Source organism: Natronorubrum thiooxidans, from assembly GCF_900156475.1.
Taxonomy (GTDB): Archaea; Halobacteriota; Halobacteria; order Halobacteriales; family Natrialbaceae; genus Natronorubrum; species Natronorubrum thiooxidans.
The window spans coordinates 170,152-186,004 of record NZ_FTNR01000007.1; the positions used below are offsets into that span (position 1 = coordinate 170,152).

Consider the following 15,853-nt stretch of genomic DNA (forward strand, 5'->3'; position numbering starts at 1 on the left):
TCAGAACACGGGGAAATTAGAGAACAGCAACGGGAAGCGGTCGGATATTCATCCTCCCTTGCTTTCTTTTGTCCGTACTACGGTTTTCTACCGTAGAGATCTATTTATATCTTTCGATCTGTAGTAAATTTTGATGTATTGAACTTTGAAGTAAAACACCAACCAAAATACCAGGGGAAGTGTATATTCTCTCAGCTTTTCTGGACGACCCCGGGTCCCCCCGACCATACACATCCAGTTGTGCTGCAACGACAAGTGAACACATTCCAGTTACGTTATACAACAGGAGATTCGGCGTCAAATCCAAGAATTTGACTAGCTATCGACCGTCCAGCACAACAACGCGCCGTCGTCGAGTCGCTCGAGGCGCTCGAGGCGCAACAGCGGGAACTCGTCGATGAACCCGTCGCCATCGGCCAACGTGGGCGCGTCGCGGCCGCCGATCAGTTTCGGCCCGACGAAGACGCGAAGTTCGTCGACCAGTCCGACCTCGAACAGCGAGAAGATGAGTTCGCCGCCGCCTTCGACCATGACCTGCTCGAGGCCCTGTTCCTGTAGTGTCGCGAACGCCCGCAGGAGATCAACCCGGTCGTCGCCCGCAGTCACGAGTTCCGCGTGGTTGGCGAGGTCCATGCGCCGATCGATCGATGCCGCCTCGCTCAGACAGACGTACGTCGTCGCCGTGTCGTCGAGAATCGCAGCATCGTCCGGTGTCCGTCCCTTCGAGTCGACGACGACTCGAGCCGGCTGTTCGGGCTCGCCACGCTCGAGCCGTCGATCACATAGCTGCTCGTCTTTGACAGTCAGCTGTGGATCGTCCGCGAGAACGGTGCCGACGCCGACGACGACGGCGTCGCTGTCGGAGCGGAGTCGATCGACGCGAGCGAAATCCGCCCCGCCGCTGATCGCGATCTGATCGCGCTGGCGCGAGGAGAGTTTGCCGTCTGCACTCATGGCAGCATTGACGACGACGTGCATACACGTGGCTGCGTGGTGGACCCTAAAGAAGACACCGCGTACTGGCCGACTCGCTCCTCGCGAAGGCGTCCGTGCCGTTTGGCCCGGCCGCTGACCAGCCGTGTTGTTACCGATGCGCGACGATGGCGAGCGTCTCGGGGCGATCTCGAACGGACTCGACGGTGAATCCAGCGTCCTCGAGGTGGGCCGTCACGTCGTCACAGCCGAAGCGTTCGTCCATCGACGGGCCATCCTCGCCGGTTCCGTCGGCAGACCAGTCGACCGTCACCAGTCGCCCACCCGAGCGAATAACACGGGCAAGTTCCGCCATCGTCTCCTCGGTGGCATACTCGTGGTGGGTCATCACGGAGAACGCGGCATCGAGCTGGCCGTCATCGAACGGCAGCGACGAGACGTTGGCCGTCACGGGTTCGACGTTCGGTTCCATGCCACCCTCACGGTGGATATCGTGCATCTCCGACTGGACATCGACGGCGTGCACCGTCCCAGCGAACGGAGCGATATCGGTCGTGTAGAATCCGGTTCCGGAGCCCAGATCGGCGACGACGGCATCCGAGTCGAGATCGAGCATCTCGAGCAGTTCCTCACGCGAACAGAATCGATACCGAGACGGGTCCTCGAGAGCGTCGGCCCGATCGACTGGGAACGTATGAAATCCCATGTGTGCGGTTGGGACAACAGCGTGAAATATCTGTGTATTCAGCGGTCACAGCTGGTGTCATTCATGTTATTGAATAGGTTCGACATCCCCATTCAAACGGCCAATCCGACGTCAACGATCACCATCACGACGAATCCAGCGACGAACGTCAGCGTCGCGATGTCGGCGTAGCCGTGCCCGTGACTGGCGGGGATCATCTCCCGAAAGACGACGGCGATCATCGTCCCGGCGGCGAATCCGGCAGCAACAGGGAAAAGGCCGGTGACGACGGCGACGAGAGCGAACCCGAACGCGGCCGCGATCGGTTCGGGAACAGCACCAGAAAGCGTCGTATACAGTATCGTCTTCAGTTTCGATAATCCCGTTCGACTTGCCGGAACGGCCATGGCGAACCCATCGGGGACGTTCTGGACCGCGATCGCGATCGCGAGTGCAATGCCGACACCTTCGAAGCCACCCGCGAAGGCGATACCAATCGCCAGCCCCTCCGGAACGTTGTGAATGGTGACGGCGCTGCCGACGAGCAGCGCCCGACGACCGTTCCCCTCGCTTTCGTCGGCCGTAGGCGCAGCGTCGCGTTCTGGACGAGTTTCGACGACCCCTTCGGAGCGAGCCGATAGCGGATACGTCTCGTCCCCTTCGCCGGAAACGACCAGATGGATGTGGGGAATAGCCCAGTTCCCGACGAGCAAGAAGACGGCACCGAGGAGCAAGCCGACGACGACCTCCAACAGCGAGCCGAGTTCGAGGCCCGGAACCACGAGCGCGAAGACGGCCGCCCCGAACATGATGCCGGCAGCGAGCCCGACCGAGGCGTCGTAGAATCGATGACTGATTCGATCCGTCACGAAGATCGGCAGTGCACCGAGACCCGTCGCCGCACCCGCAAGAAACGCGATCCAGACGACATCAACGAGGGTAGGCACAGGTACCAGTCGTTTCCCACGTACCAAAACAATTCAGGTTGATTGTCACTCCATCACCTGATCCGACGAGGGTCGTCGCTCGAGCCGAGCAGCATTCGGTAGACGAGATAGCCGACGAGCAACGCGAACGCGAACGTCGCGACAGTTTCAGCGAACCAGATCGCGGCGTACAGGGCACGCGTAAGAACTCTGATGATCACGATGCCGCCAAAAATCGCGATGACGAACGCAAGCCCGCCGAGTGCTGCACCGACACGTTCCATACGCTCATTCTCGCCGGCACTGAAATGAACCTACTGCCGTCGGATCAGTCCGTTCGTTCGGTCAGCACTGCTGTCCGACCGATGCAGTCGCTGCAGTTGCGTTCGATCCACTTTCACTCTACTGCGGGAACGTTTTTTACGCCCCCTCACGAAAACCGAGTGATGGAACTCGATAACCATGCTGAGGATCTCGCCTCCGACCTCGGTATTGACAAAGAGGAGGTCAAAGCCGACCTGCAGAATCTGGTGGAGTACAGCGTGCCGATCGACGAGGCCAAACAGAGCCTTCGACGAAAGTACGGCGACGGCTCGAGTGGGGGGAGCAGCGCGCCCTCGAGCAAGGAGATTGCCGAGATCACGACCGACGACAGCAACGTCACCGTGACGGGCGTCGTACTGACGACGGGGAAGCGATCGATCCGGTATCAAGGCGACGACCACGTCATCGTTGAGGGCCGCCTCGCCGACGAGAGCGGCGTCATCGACTACACCGCCTGGGAGGACTTTGGCCTCTCGGCGGGCGAGACGATCACGGCTGGCAACGCAGGCGTTCGCGAATGGGATGGCGAACCCGAACTTAATCTCGGCGAGAGCACCTCGCTGTCGTTCGAGGCAGACTCGCTCGAGGTCCCCTACGAGACCGGTGGCGACGCCCAACTCGCCGACCTCCAGACGGGCGACCGCGCAGTGAACGTCGAGGTCTCGGTCGTCGACTGTGAACGCCGAACGATCGACGGCCGCGACGGCGAGACCGAGATTTTGAGCGGCGTCCTCGGCGACGAGAGCGGCCGGCTCCCCTTTACCAACTGGGACCCCGCCCCGGAAATCGAAGACGGCGGCGCGGTTTGCATCGAAAACGCCTACGTTCAGGAGTTCCGTGGCGTTCCCGAGATCAACGTCTCGGAGTTCTCGACCGTCAGCACACTCGAGCGCGAGATCGATGTCGGGGCCGACACGACAACGATGGATGTCGGCACGGCCGTCAACACTGGCGGCGTCTACGACGTCGAAGTCGTCGGCAACGTCCTCGCAGTCCGGGAGGGATCCGGACTGATCCAGCGCTGTCCGGAGTGTTACCGCGTTATCCAGAAAGGACAGTGTCGAACCCACGGCGACGTCGACGGGATCGACGATCTGCGCGTCAAAGCGATCCTCGACGACGGCACGGGGGCCGTCACCGTCGTTCTGGATGACGAACTGACCGAACAGGTCTACGACGGAACGCTCGAGGACGCCCTCGATCAGGCTCGTGAGGCCATGGACCAGGAGGTCGTCGCTGATACGATCCGCGAACATATTGTCGGTCGCGAATACCGCGTCCGCGGACATCTCTCGGTCGACGAGTACGGAGCCAACCTCGACGCCGAGTCCTTCGCGGAAAGCGAGGACGATCCGACCGTCCGTGCAGGTGCCTTCCTTGAGGAGGTGCACCCATGAGCGCATCCGACACTGGCGATGAGGAAATCCCAGGACGTGAAATCGCGTACCGGCTCTTTGCCGCCGAGTACGACGATGCATCGCTGTCCTACGCCGAAAGCGACGAGGAACGTGCGCCCAACTACGTCGTCTCGCCAACTGGGGCACGAATTAACCGGCTCTTCGTCGTCGGCACGCTTACCGAAGTCACCGCAGTCAACGACGAAATGGTCCGCGCCCGCGTCGTCGACCCGACGGGTGCGTTCGTCGTCTACGCCGGCCAGTATCAGCCCGACGAACTGGCGGCCTTAGAACAGCTCGAGCCGCCCGCGTTCGTCGCGGTGACCGGCAAGGCACGAACCTTCCAGCCCGACGATTCGGACCAGGTCTACACCTCGATCCGCCCAGAGAGCATCGCAACGGTCGACGCCGATACCCGCGATCGCTGGGTCGTCAATGCGGCCGAGCAGACCATCGACCGCATCGGAACCTACGCCCGGGCTGGCGAGTTCGAGACCACCGGTGACGCCCTGACGGACACCCTCCGTACGGCCGGCGTCGAATCCGGACTCGCAGCCGGCATCCCGCTGGCACAGGATCACTACGGGACGACGCCAGCGTATCTCGCGGCCCTGCGCGACTGCGCCCTCGAGGCCGTCGAGGTCGTGGCCGGCGACCGCGATCAGGTCAGCGGTCTCTCGCTTGCACCTGACGAGTCGAATCCCGAATACGAGTCCGCGACGTTCGAGTCGCTTGCAAATCTTACAGATATCGATCTCGAGCGTCCCGAACCGGCAGTCACCACCGAAGCTGACACGGCCGACGATGTCGAAAGCGAGCCGGTCAGCACCGCCGCAGCCGCTGGAACGGCGACGAGTATGGACTCGAGTGTCTCGTCGGAGTCGTCTCCCGACAGCGGTACTGAATCGGGCGACACCGAAGTGCCCGAATCCGAACCAGAAGACAGCGTGACGACTGGCGACGACACCCTCGACGAGCCGACGACGGCGTTCGACGAGTCCACAGATCCCGACGAGACCGTCAGTACTGGCACCAACGAGGACGAGACCGCCAGCACTGGTGGTGAGGAGAGCGAGGACGAAGCACTCGGTGACTTCGACGCCGACGACGGCGGCATGTACGAAATGGACGAGGAAGAACGCGAAGAACTCGAGGCGGAGTTCGGGACCGAGTTCACGACCGGGAGCGAAGTCGACGAGCCCGGCACAGCCGACATCGACGTGCCGGAATCCGACGACGCAGCCGACCAACCCGCCGCTGCAAGCGAGTCAGTCACCGACACCGCTTCGACCGAGGGTGTCGACGACGACCTCGGTTCACCACCGGAGTCGGGACTCGAGGCAGAACCCGACGAAGACGAGCCCGCCGACCTCGAAGCCGAACCGGTGGCGGTCGAGACTGACGACGCCGCCGACGAGTCTGCTGACTCGGACGCCGACGATACCGACGACGCGCCTGCGGACGACATCGACCTACAGTCGTCCGTCATCGAAACGATGCAGGAACTCGATGACGGCGACGGAGCCGATCGAACGACACTCGTCGAAACGGTCGCCGACGACACCGACGTTTCCGAAGCCGAGATCGAAGACGCCATTCAGGACGCACTGATGGGCGGGGAGTGTTACGAACCCGGCGACGAGCGGCTGAAAGCGATCTAACGCCGCCCGATGTCCGATCCGTTCCGTTCCGATGGGCCACGCATCGAACCCGTTCCCGGCGAACCGGCCGCGACGGCGACCGTCGGAACCGAACGTGCCCTGCTCATTGCGGACTATCACGCCGGCTACGAGGCTGGGCTGCGAGACGACCGCGGCGTCGACGTCCCCAGCCACGCCCCCGAGCGCCGGGAGCGACTCTGCTCGCTGCTCGAGCGAACTGATCCCAACCGACTCGTCGTCTGTGGCGATCTCATGCACTCGATCGGCGAGCCAGGCGGCGCCGAACGTGGCGAACTCGAGGTCCTGTTCGACTCGTTCCCGTCGACACTGGACGTGACGGTCGTCAAGGGCAACCACGACGGCCTGATCGAAACGTGGCTCACTGCCGACGACGACTTCGAGCACGAGACCGGATCCACCGGATCCGTAACGGTCGTCCCCGGCGACGGCATCGCACTCGGCGATAACGACGTCGGCATCTGCCACGGCCATACGTGGCCCGCACCGTCGGTCCTCGAGTGTGACGTGATCTGTCTCGGACACGAACACCCCTGTGTTCGACTCGAGGACGACATCGGCGGGCGTCGCATCGAGCGAACGTGGCTGCGCGGTCGCTTCGATCCGACGCCGTTTCGCGACCGACCCGAGTACGAGGAGATTTCGTGGCTCGAGCAGGGCGGTGACTCGTCGCCTCGAGTGGTCGTCGTGCCGGCGTTCAACGACCTCGTCGGGGGGACATGGATGAATCTCCCGGGACAATCGTTTCTCTCGCCGTTTCTGCCGGCAGGATTGGCGTCTGCCGAGGCCTACCTGTTAGACGGGACACGGCTCGGCCCCTATGAGTCGGTGTGAGTCGATAGGTTGGAATCGCGGTGGGGTGAACCGAACGAGAAAACGTGCCGCCGCAGACGACTGCGACGGCGACCAGACGAGTCGTCGACCGTGCGCGGTGCGACTCGAGGCGGCCTCAAAAGCTTATTCGGAGTTCGGTGTCGTCCGTCCAGTAGCACTTCTGATCCGGTTCTCCAGTGGACTCCGGTCGAGTTCCAGTCGACGGTGGAGCAGGTGTTGGACGAGCGACGGGAGCGCGGCGACCACAACCAGGACGGCGTTCAGTGTCCAGACCGCACGCCCGCTCGCGATCCACAGGAGTCCGATCGCTCCGACAAGGACCAGCAGGACGCCGGAGCCGAGATACGCCCGCGAGAGCCGCGGCGCTCGAGCGCGTTGCGCCTCGGTGTACAACTGGGCATCGTAGATGACGATGCCACCCCCGAGGACGAGCACGAGCGAGAAGAGCCCGTAAATGACAGCGATCATACGTGGATGTTTTTCATACGTCGATTTAAGTGTTGCTGACACAACACGACCGATCGGAAGCAGTCAGTCGCGCTCGACGCTACTGTTGCACCGTTTTCGATTCGATTCGGTCGCCGTCGCGCCACTGGTAGTAGTGATAGGTCGTCCCGGCGATTTCCTTGACCGTGACGCTCGCTCGCTCCGGGACGTCCGCCGGATGCTCGACGTCGCCAGTGGCGTCGGTCGCCTCTCCCACGCTGGCATCCGCAGTCGCGTCCGATTCCGGTTCGCCGTCGCTCGCCGACTCCGTCCACGCCGCGAGCGCCTCGAGATAGCTGGCCGCGGCACGAAGCTGTTCGGCGTCGCTGTCCTCGAGTGCCGCGAGCGAGTCGGCGATCTGTTGCTCGAGTGTCGCTGGTGGCGTGGGCCGATTCTGACTCGTCATGACTCGTACGCAACGTTCGTGTGGGGAGCCTCAAACACTCGACGGTCTCGGTCCCGACGCTGGTCGATGCGACTCGAGCCACCAACGTTCTGGATTCGACAATCATGAGAATCGGTACCGACAGACAGTTCTAGATCCCCCCATGGCATATATACACAATCGACGTGTGCATTTATATACAGGAACGAGGTCCATGCTGGTGATGACACTGAGCACACAGAAACAGCGACCCGCGTCACAGTTCGACCCCGTTCCAGACACCCTCGACTCGGCCCAGGCGAAACTCGTCTACATCTATCTCGAGGCGACTGATGGCGCGACGGTCGAAGAGTTGGGAGCAACACTGGCCATGCAGAAACTCTCGATTTTGAGCGTCCTGAACACGCTCTCGAGTGCCGGAATCGTCGCTCGGGATGGCGACGAGTACGTCGTGTCGAATTGATCAGATACCGTTGGGTGGGGTGCATAACACTCGAGAGAGACGTCACCGCGTGCGGTGTCAATGGCGTTGGTTGTGCATCGTGAGTCACTGGAGTCAGCCGGGACACCGCTTTGCATCGCTTTCGACAGTCGTTCGACCGCGCTCACACAGCGTCAAAAAGGGCGGGAAAATCCTGCGGAATTCGTTACGGGGCCTTAGAACGTCTCGAGGTAGCGGTCGAGTTCCCACTCGGAGACGTCGATGAGGTACTCCTCGAACTCCTGGCGTTTGGCCTCGACGAACTTCGAGGCGATGTGGTCACCGAGCGCACTGTAGATCGCCTCGTCTTCCTCGAGGGCGTCGACGGCTGCGCCGAGGTTCGATGGCAGCGTCTCGATGCCGTAGTCCTCGCGTTTCGCTTCGTCGAAGTCGTAGATGTTCTCCCGGACCGGATCGGGGGCCTCGAGGTCCTGTTCGATGCCGTCGAGGCCGGCGTGAATCATGACGGCGAAGGCGAGGTACGGGTTACACGAGGGGTCGGGCGAGCGCAGTTCGATACGCGAGGCCGCGGGCACGCGGGCGGCTGGCTTACGGACGAGCGCCGAGCGGTTGCGATCGGACCAGGCCACGTAGACGGGTGCTTCGTAGCCCGGCACGAGGCGCTTGTAGCTGTTGACCGTCGGGTTCGCGACGGCCGTGATCGCTGGTGCGTGCTCTAAGATACCGGCAAGGAACGAGTGGGCGGTATCCGACAGATCGAACTCGTCGTCCTCGTCGTGGAAGGCGTTCTCGCCGCTTTCGTCCATCAGCGACATGTGGGTGTGCATCCCCGAGCCGTTGATTTTCGGGATCGGTTTCGGCATGAACGTCGCGTGGTAGCCGTGCTGGGCGGCGATCGCCCGAACAACGGTGCGGAACGTCCCGACGTTGTCGGCCGTCGCGAGCGCGTCGTCGTACTCGAAGTTGATCTCGTACTGGCCACGGGCGACCTCGTGGTGACTGGCTTCGATCTCGAAGCCCATGTCCTCTAACCCGTAGATGATGTCACGGCGCACGTCGCTCGCGAGGTCTTTGGGTGCGAGGTCGAAGTAGCCGCCGTAGTCGGCGGTCTCGGTCGTCGCACGACCGTCTTCGTCCTCCTCGAACATGAAGAACTCCGGCTCGGGGGCAAAGTTGACGTCGTATCCCATCTCGTCGGCGCGCTCGAGTGCCTGCTTGAGCACGTAGCGTGGATCACCCTCGAACGGCTCGCCCGTGGAAGTGTTGTAGACGTCACAGATCATCCGGGCCGATGCGCCCTCCTCGCTCTGTCTCCACGGGAGCACGGCGAACGTCTCCGGGTCGGGGACGAGTCGCATGTCCGACTCCTGGATACGCACGAAGCCTTCGATCGACGAGCCGTCGAAGTAAATCCCGTCGGTGAACGCCTTCTCGGCCTGTCGGGCCGGCACCGAGACGTTCTTGACCGTTCCCAGGATGTCGGTAAACTGCAGCCTGAGAAAGTCGATGTCTTTCTCCTCGATTTCGTCCAGTACGGCTTTTTCCGCAGACGTCATATTTCCGCTTGTCATCTTTTGCTCGAGTAAGACATTGGATTCTACTACTAAAGCTCTGCTGTTGTGGGCGAATATACGCAGAATAGAGAAAAAATAGACGAATGTAGCGTAGAATAAGATGTATGAAGACATACGAATGGTATCAACAGCAAATCAGCAGTTCGAATTGGATAATCGTGGAACCACTGGCTCGAGGGCATGACAAGCAGCGTGTGATTCCACAGTGAGAGCTGAAATTCCAAAGCGCGGTCGTGTCCAGCAACGACAGTGGCGGCTGTCGCCTATTATTTCGCGTACGGGAGCTGGCAGGCGGCGACGGCTGTCACACTCGAGACACCGAGAGAGACGTTTGCCTGCCAGACCGCCATCGTCGTCCGAAGCGTTCGTTGCCATGCTGGCGGCGGTGTCGACCGCTCGTGTGTGGATTCGTCGGGGAGCGGACGGGTTGCGATCGTCGTCTCACAGACGGGACAGACGTACTCGAGATGTTGCTCCGTCGTCCGACGATCCCAGTCGCCCTCGACAGGACTCTCGTGGTCACAGTCCCAACAAAACAGGGTCGATTTTCGGCGTATCGGCGTTCGCTGCTCCTCTGTAGTTGCGGAACGAGTCATTGCTACATCAAGGAGCCGACGCCTAAAGCCACTGTCTATCCTTGTACTTGATCCACTCGAATATACAACGTATTACTGCTGGAACAGTACTCATCCCCGCTGAAAGCCGCCTACTCCAGCGGAGTAGCACGTGCCTAGACCGATCATCGCTCTATCGACCTACGTTCTCGAGCGGTGGGACGGTTCAACCGAGTTCATTCGAATCAACCGGAACAGGATTCGTTCATCGAGGTCGAGTACTGTCACCAATAACGGACGATATCGGTTTCAGGGTAGAACGGGTACGGATCGTATGGCGACCACACCGAAACCGACGTCTCTCGAGGACGGGACCGAACTCGAGGCGTTCGTCGACGCCCACGACATCGCACTCGTCGAGTTGTATACCAGCGGGTGTTCGAAGTGCCAGGCGATGGAGTCGGTGTTAGGAAACGTCGCCCGGGTAACTGGCGTCCCTATCGGCATGATAAATCCGGGCAACGATATCGAGCTTCTCAAGCGACTCGAGGTCGACTCGGTACCGACGCTCCTGCTGTACAAAGACGGAGTCGAAATCGCACGACGTGCCGAGGGATTCCTCGGGACAGACGACGTCGTCGGTTTTCTCGACAAAAACGTTCCAGACGTCGTCGATCACGACTAATCGCCGTCAGCTCAGACGGTCTGTTGTACCGATATCACCGGCCCACCCGCAGAGCGGGCCGTGTGCACCGGCACTGACTGACAGCAGTCCGTCTCACTCGTCGTCTGGCTCGAGATCGCTCGGGTCGACCTCACCGGCGAGATACTGCTCGCCGAGATCCGAAATATCGTACATTCCTGGCGCATACTTTTTTAATAAGCCGTACTTGACGAGTTGCCGACAGCGGTAGGCTGCGTCGGGGGCGCGACAGACGTCTTCGTCGCTGATGTGGTCGGGCGTAAAGACCTCCTCCGAACACATCAGTTCGAGAATGTCGCCGTCGACGGGGGCCATCCACTCTGCACTGACGTCCGGCTCGTCGTGGTCGTCTGTTGGCGTATGTTCGTCCATAGCTGTCATCCCCGTGGAACGCGACGGGTTCGTGCGGTGGAAGGGCAGCACAGTACATGATACTGTTGGTCGCGGTGAGTCGATCGCCAACAGGGCGGGTGACAAAGCTGGACATCGACCCTGTCTTTCCCGTTGCTCGACACTCGAGACTCGAGCAACCCATCTCTAACCAGGTATGTCCCTGGAACAACATTAATGCGGACTCACGTGGACGGGCCACCATGTCCAGAACTGAACCCGACAGCGACATCGTCCTCGTCGATGGTGCACGCACGCCACACGGAACGTTACTCGGCTCGCTTTCGGACGTCGAGGCCGTCGACCTCGGCTGCACGGCTATCGATGGCTTACTCGAGCGCGTTGCCATCGACGAAACCGAAATCGACTGGGTGGGTCTCGGTAACGCGATTCAGGCCGGGATCGGACAGGTGCCCGGACGACAAGCGGTCATCAAATCGGAGTTGCCGAACGAGACACAGGCGACGACGGTCAACGAAGCCTCCGGCTCGGGACTGCGCGCGATCACGCTCGCAGCGGACCGGATCGCGGCCGGTCGCGCAGGCCTCGCGATCGCCGGCGGGTTCGAGTCGATGTCGAACGCGCCGTGGATTCTACCCGGGTATCGAAAGGGGCGACGCCACGGCGACGTCGAACTCAAGGACTCCATGCTGTTGGACTCCCTGTGGGACGTCAATCTCGACCTCCACATGGGCGAGATTACCGAGCGACTGGTCGACCGCGAAGATGTCTCTCGAGAGGCACAGGACGAGTACGCGATGAAGAGTCATCAACTGGCGGCTGAGGCGATCGAATCCGGCGAGTTCGACGCCGAGATCGTCCCCGTCGAGACGCGATCGGGCAGCGTCGAGCAAGACGAGGGCCCGCGACCCGACTCGACGCTGTCGGAGCTGGCCGAGTTGCCGACGCCGTTTCGCGATGGCGGCACGATCACGCCCGGAAACGCCTCGAAGCTCAGCGACGGCGCGGGCGTGGTGTTACTGGCCGACAGCGACACAGCTCTCGAACGCGGTCTCGAGCCGATGGCGACGCTCGTCGACTACGACCTCGTCTACCGCAATCCGGACGAGTTCAACGAAGCCGTCGGTGACGTCGTCGCCGAACTGCTCGAGGACAACAACCTCGCAGTCGACGATATCGACGCGTTCTGGATCAACGAAGCCTTCGCCGCCCAGTCGGTGTACGTCATGGATCGCCTCGAGATCCCACGCGAGACAATGAATCCCTGTGGCGGCGCAATCGCGTTCGGCCACCCGATCGGTGCCTCGGGTGGGATGCTCGCCGCCAGTCTCGGCTATCAGCTACGGGACGATCCCGACGTCTCGCGCGGTCTCGTGGGTATGAGCGTCGGCGGCGGCGGTGCGATCATGGCACTGTTCGAGGAACGCTGAGCTCATCGGCCGGTATCGCCCTCCGTCCGACAGTATATGTTGATGCGCGCAGATAGGTCGAGCATGACAGATGCAGACACGGGACGAGCTGCCACCGAACTTGCGACGTTCATTACGTCGCTGTCGGCCGACGATATCCCCGAGGAGGCGCTTCGACTCGCCGAACGGGCGATTCTTGACACCGTCGGCGTGACGCTCGCGGGGGCGGCTGCCGACGCCGGTGAGATCGCCACGGCAGCAGTCCACGATGGGGCCGGCGAAACGACGCTACTCGGCCAGGATGCGACGCGTCCGCTCTCAGATGCCGTCTTCATCAACGGGGCTGCCGGCCACGCACTCGATTTCGACGACGTCGCGCTCGCGGCGATGGACGGTCACCCGAGCGTTCCGATGGTCGCACCGCTGCTCGCCGTCGCCGAACGGGAACATGCATCGGGACGGAACGTCTTGACGGCCTTCGTCGCCGGCTTCGAAACCCAGTGTTATCTCTCGCGACCGATCAGTCCCGGCCACTACGAGGGCGGGTGGCACGCGACGTCGACGGTCGGCGTCTTCGGTGCCGCTGTGGCCGTCGCGAAACTGCTCGAGTTACCGCAGGCGCGCGTCGAACACGCACTCGGGATCGCCGCCTCGATGCCGGCCGGACTCAAACGCAACTTCGGCTCGACGACGAAACCGATCCACGCTGGGCAAGCCGCCCGATCGGGGACGACTGCAGCCCTGCTCGCCGCCGAGGGGGCACTGGCGGACGCTGCGGCGATCGACGGCGAGCGTGGCTTCTTCGATTCCTATCGCGGTGACGGCCAACCGGATCTCGAGCGACTCCCCGAGTTGGGTACCCGGTGGTCGCTGCTCGAGGACGGCATCGACGTGAAAAAGTACCCCTGCTGTTACTACACTCACGCCGCGATCCACGCCGCAAGCCAGCTCGCGGACACCCACGGACTCGCGGCCGAGGATATCGACGACGTGGCTGTAACGGCTTCCCAGGGTGCGGCCGACGCACTCGCCCACGACGATCCATCGACGGGCCTCGAGGCGAAGTTCTCGATGCCGTATCTCATCGCGAGCGCCATCGCCCGCGAGCGCGTCGATCTCGCGGCGTTTGACGACGAGCGCATCGACGACCAGCCCGTCCAGTCAGTCCGCGAACGGGTGTCGCTGACCGTCGACGACGACCTCCCATACGACTCGAACGCCGCGACGGTCGAGATTACGACGCGCTCGGGAGAGCGCCACGAACAGTTTCAGGCGAAGCCGCCGGGAACGCACGACAACCCGCTTTCCAACGACGAACTCCACGAGAAGTTCCGGCTGTGTGCCGAGCATGCACCCGACGCCGTCGACATCGACGGCGCGCGTGCCGACCTCGATGCGCTCCGAACGCTTTCGGACGTGCGTCGCCTCCTCGAGAAACTGTAACCACCCGTCTGGATGCCCCAGTCGTTCGACAGCTTCGAGACGTTTACCTAGCCGCCGGTCCGAATAGCTGCCAATGACGCTCTATTCGCGGGTTCGCCCGCTCGCGTTCACGCTTCCAGCCGAGACGGCCCACGACCTCGGCAAGCGGACGCTTCGGGCGGCACAGTCGACGTGGCCGACACGAAAAGCGCTTGCAACGACTTATCAGTACGACCATCCCGCACTCGAGGTCGAGCTGTTCGACACCACGTTTCCCAACCCGGTCGGCGTCGCCGCCGGCTTCGACAAAAACGCCGAAGTGACCCACGCACTCGAGGCGCTTGGCTTTGGCTTCGTCGAAATCGGTACCGTCACGCCCTACTCGCAGCCGGGCAACGACCAACCACGGCTGTTCCGCCTGCGCGAAGACGAGGCGATGGTCAATCGGATGGGTTTTAACGGCCAGGGGATGGAGCGCGTAAAATCACGACTCGAGGCCGACGGCACGCCCGGATTTCCGCTTGGCGTAAACATCGGGAAAATGAACTCCTCGACCGAGGACGAAGCGATCGAAGACTACCGGCGGGTCTTCGACCGACTCTCGCCGTTTGCCGACTACGTCGTTGTCAACGTCTCCTGTCCGAACACGCCCGAGGAGTTCGACGAGGGCTCGCCCGAGCATCTCCGAGCGATCTTCGAGATGCTCGAGGCCGAAAACGACGCCGACAAACCGATTCTGGTGAAGGTTGGTCCCGACTCGCCCGACGACTCGATTCTGGACCTCGTGGATATCGTCCAGAAGTTCGACCTCGATGGGATCGTCGCAACGAACACCTCGACGACTCGCAAGGGCCTCGAGTCTCCAAACCGAGAGGAGTGGGGCGGTCTCAGCGGGAAACCGGTCGAGGACCGATCGACTGCGGTCATCCGAACGATCGCCGAGTACACCGATGGCGACCTGCCGATCATCGGCGTCGGCGGCGTCGAGTCCGCTGGTGCGGCCTACGAGAAGATCCGTGCTGGGGCGTCGCTCGTGGAACTCTACACCGGATTCGTCTACGAGGGTCCCTCGACGGCCAAACGGATCAATCAAGGACTCGTTGCGTTGCTCGAGCGGGATGGCTTCGCGTCGATCGAAGACGCTGTCGGCGCAGACCTCGAGTAACCGCCGCGGGTTATTTCCAGCAATGACGTCCAGCGCGGGCCGTTAGTCGGCCGGGCCGGGATCGTCGATCGCGTCGTCGAGACCGTGTAGTTCCGCTGGACCGACGGCTTTGTCGGTGCGCTCCGTCCGAAGCTCTCGAGTTGTCGAGTCCTCCCGTTGGGATTCGACGAGGGGGCCTGACTCACCGGTGACGGAGAGGTATACCGACCGAAGTCGTGCTGCTCGCGCGTTCTCGTCGTGTTCGACGTCGCCTTTGATCGTTTCTGTCATTGATTGTGACTCACGCTAAATATGTTAGGATCGGGGCTGAATATAATCCTACTGGCGACTTCAGGAAGTGAAAATTGCCTCGAGTCTGTCTGTGGAATTCCGGTTACAAACTCGAGTATGCGGAATCTGTCGGATTTGAATATCGGTGACGAGATTTCAACGAGAGGTGGTACCACGCTTCCACGTCGGTTCGCTATCGAATGTACTGTTTGTAATGAAAGTAGTGGTATCCAAACCGTCTTTAGCCGTGATCAAATTCGAGTACATCACAGTCGCTGACGTTCTATCTCGCCCATAACTATTCATAATTGACG

Annotated in this window: 18 protein-coding genes; 8 read left to right on the plus strand and 10 right to left on the minus strand. The window is 61.8% G+C overall.

The features are described 5' to 3' along the window. Nucleotides 1–315: 315 nt before the first annotated feature. The 4 genes from BW940_RS11455 to BW940_RS11470 form a co-directional block, all read right to left on the minus strand. On the minus strand, nucleotides 316–978 hold the full coding sequence (locus BW940_RS11455) for a 2,5-diamino-6-(ribosylamino)-4(3H)-pyrimidinone 5'-phosphate reductase (RefSeq protein WP_076609339.1): 663 nt from the start codon (nucleotides 976–978) through the stop codon (nucleotides 316–318). A gap of 106 nt (nucleotides 979–1,084) precedes the next feature. After that, the gene (locus BW940_RS11460; RefSeq protein ID WP_076609340.1) at nucleotides 1,085–1,639 is read right to left on the minus strand and encodes a class I SAM-dependent methyltransferase; all 555 of its coding nucleotides are present in this window, start codon (nucleotides 1,637–1,639) and stop codon (nucleotides 1,085–1,087) included. 92 nt (nucleotides 1,640–1,731) lie between these two features. Then, on the minus strand, nucleotides 1,732–2,565 hold the full coding sequence (locus BW940_RS11465; RefSeq protein ID WP_076609341.1) for a ZIP family metal transporter: 834 nt from the start codon (nucleotides 2,563–2,565) through the stop codon (nucleotides 1,732–1,734). A 53-nt stretch (nucleotides 2,566–2,618) separates the two neighbouring features. Then, nucleotides 2,619–2,828 carry a hypothetical protein gene (locus BW940_RS11470; RefSeq protein ID WP_076609342.1) on the minus strand — a complete coding sequence of 70 codons (210 nt, stop codon included), beginning with the start codon at nucleotides 2,826–2,828 and terminating at the stop codon, nucleotides 2,619–2,621. 162 nt (nucleotides 2,829–2,990) lie between these two features. Here BW940_RS11470 and BW940_RS11475 point away from each other — a divergent pair, with 162 nt between their 5' ends. From BW940_RS11475 to BW940_RS11485, 3 genes are read left to right on the plus strand one after another with little or no spacing between them, the layout of a single operon-like run. Beyond that, the gene (locus BW940_RS11475) at nucleotides 2,991–4,265 is read left to right on the plus strand and encodes a Single-stranded DNA binding protein (protein WP_076609343.1); all 1,275 of its coding nucleotides are present in this window, start codon (nucleotides 2,991–2,993) and stop codon (nucleotides 4,263–4,265) included. Then, nucleotides 4,262–5,926: an RPA family protein gene (locus BW940_RS11480; RefSeq protein ID WP_076609344.1), complete on the plus strand. Its 1,665-nt coding sequence runs from the start codon at nucleotides 4,262–4,264 to the stop codon at nucleotides 5,924–5,926. Before BW940_RS11475 ends, BW940_RS11480 begins: the two co-directional genes overlap by 4 nt. 9 nt (nucleotides 5,927–5,935) lie before the next feature. After that, nucleotides 5,936–6,778, plus strand: coding sequence for a metallophosphoesterase (locus BW940_RS11485; RefSeq protein ID WP_076609345.1), 843 nt, complete (start codon nucleotides 5,936–5,938; stop codon nucleotides 6,776–6,778). Nucleotides 6,779–6,901: 123 nt separating this feature from the next. On the opposite strand, the gene BW940_RS11490 is transcribed toward BW940_RS11485, so the two are convergent. Both BW940_RS11490 and BW940_RS11495 read right to left on the minus strand, forming a co-directional pair. Beyond that, nucleotides 6,902–7,246, minus strand: coding sequence for a hypothetical protein (locus tag BW940_RS11490; protein ID WP_076609346.1), 345 nt, complete (start codon nucleotides 7,244–7,246; stop codon nucleotides 6,902–6,904). Between the two features lie 79 nt (nucleotides 7,247–7,325). Then, the gene (locus BW940_RS11495; RefSeq protein WP_076609347.1) at nucleotides 7,326–7,670 is read right to left on the minus strand and encodes a hypothetical protein; all 345 of its coding nucleotides are present in this window, start codon (nucleotides 7,668–7,670) and stop codon (nucleotides 7,326–7,328) included. Nucleotides 7,671–7,872: 202 nt separating this feature from the next. Here BW940_RS11495 and BW940_RS11500 point away from each other — a divergent pair, with 202 nt between their 5' ends. Then, complete coding sequence (locus BW940_RS11500) at nucleotides 7,873–8,112, plus strand: MarR family transcriptional regulator (protein WP_235847797.1); 240 nt, start codon at nucleotides 7,873–7,875, stop codon at nucleotides 8,110–8,112. Between the two features lie 194 nt (nucleotides 8,113–8,306). Here BW940_RS11500 and glnA read toward each other — a convergent pair whose 3' ends face one another. Together glnA and BW940_RS11510 are read right to left on the minus strand one after the other, a co-directional pair. Then, nucleotides 8,307–9,662 carry a type I glutamate--ammonia ligase gene (gene glnA, locus BW940_RS11505; protein ID WP_076609348.1) on the minus strand — a complete coding sequence of 452 codons (1,356 nt, stop codon included), beginning with the start codon at nucleotides 9,660–9,662 and terminating at the stop codon, nucleotides 8,307–8,309. Nucleotides 9,663–9,931: 269 nt separating this feature from the next. Further along, a complete protein-coding gene (locus BW940_RS11510) occupies nucleotides 9,932–10,261 on the minus strand; it encodes a hypothetical protein (protein ID WP_076609349.1) in 330 nt (109 codons plus the stop codon). Nucleotides 10,262–10,553: 292 nt separating this feature from the next. On the opposite strand from BW940_RS11510, the gene BW940_RS11515 reads away from it, so the two are divergent. Next, nucleotides 10,554–10,904, plus strand: a complete 351-nt coding sequence (locus BW940_RS11515) for a thioredoxin family protein (RefSeq protein ID WP_076609350.1) — start codon at nucleotides 10,554–10,556, stop codon at nucleotides 10,902–10,904. Between the two features lie 93 nt (nucleotides 10,905–10,997). On the opposite strand, the gene BW940_RS11520 is transcribed toward BW940_RS11515, so the two are convergent. After that, on the minus strand, nucleotides 10,998–11,294 hold the full coding sequence (locus BW940_RS11520) for a hypothetical protein (RefSeq protein WP_076609351.1): 297 nt from the start codon (nucleotides 11,292–11,294) through the stop codon (nucleotides 10,998–11,000). 221 nt (nucleotides 11,295–11,515) lie between these two features. On the opposite strand from BW940_RS11520, the gene BW940_RS11525 reads away from it, so the two are divergent. The 3 genes from BW940_RS11525 to BW940_RS11535 all read left to right on the plus strand — a co-directional run bounded on the left by BW940_RS11525 (nucleotide 11,516) and on the right by BW940_RS11535 (nucleotide 15,269). Further along, entirely contained in the window at nucleotides 11,516–12,703 is a 1,188-nt protein-coding gene (locus BW940_RS11525) for a thiolase family protein (protein WP_076609352.1), read from the plus strand. Between the two features lie 63 nt (nucleotides 12,704–12,766). After that, the gene (locus tag BW940_RS11530; protein WP_076609353.1) at nucleotides 12,767–14,125 is read left to right on the plus strand and encodes an MmgE/PrpD family protein; all 1,359 of its coding nucleotides are present in this window, start codon (nucleotides 12,767–12,769) and stop codon (nucleotides 14,123–14,125) included. A gap of 73 nt (nucleotides 14,126–14,198) precedes the next feature. Further along, entirely contained in the window at nucleotides 14,199–15,269 is a 1,071-nt protein-coding gene (locus tag BW940_RS11535; protein ID WP_076609354.1) for a quinone-dependent dihydroorotate dehydrogenase, read from the plus strand. 42 nt (nucleotides 15,270–15,311) lie between these two features. On the opposite strand, the gene BW940_RS11540 is transcribed toward BW940_RS11535, so the two are convergent. Next, on the minus strand, nucleotides 15,312–15,539 hold the full coding sequence (locus BW940_RS11540; RefSeq protein ID WP_076609355.1) for a hypothetical protein: 228 nt from the start codon (nucleotides 15,537–15,539) through the stop codon (nucleotides 15,312–15,314). Nucleotides 15,540–15,853 lie beyond the last annotated feature (314 nt).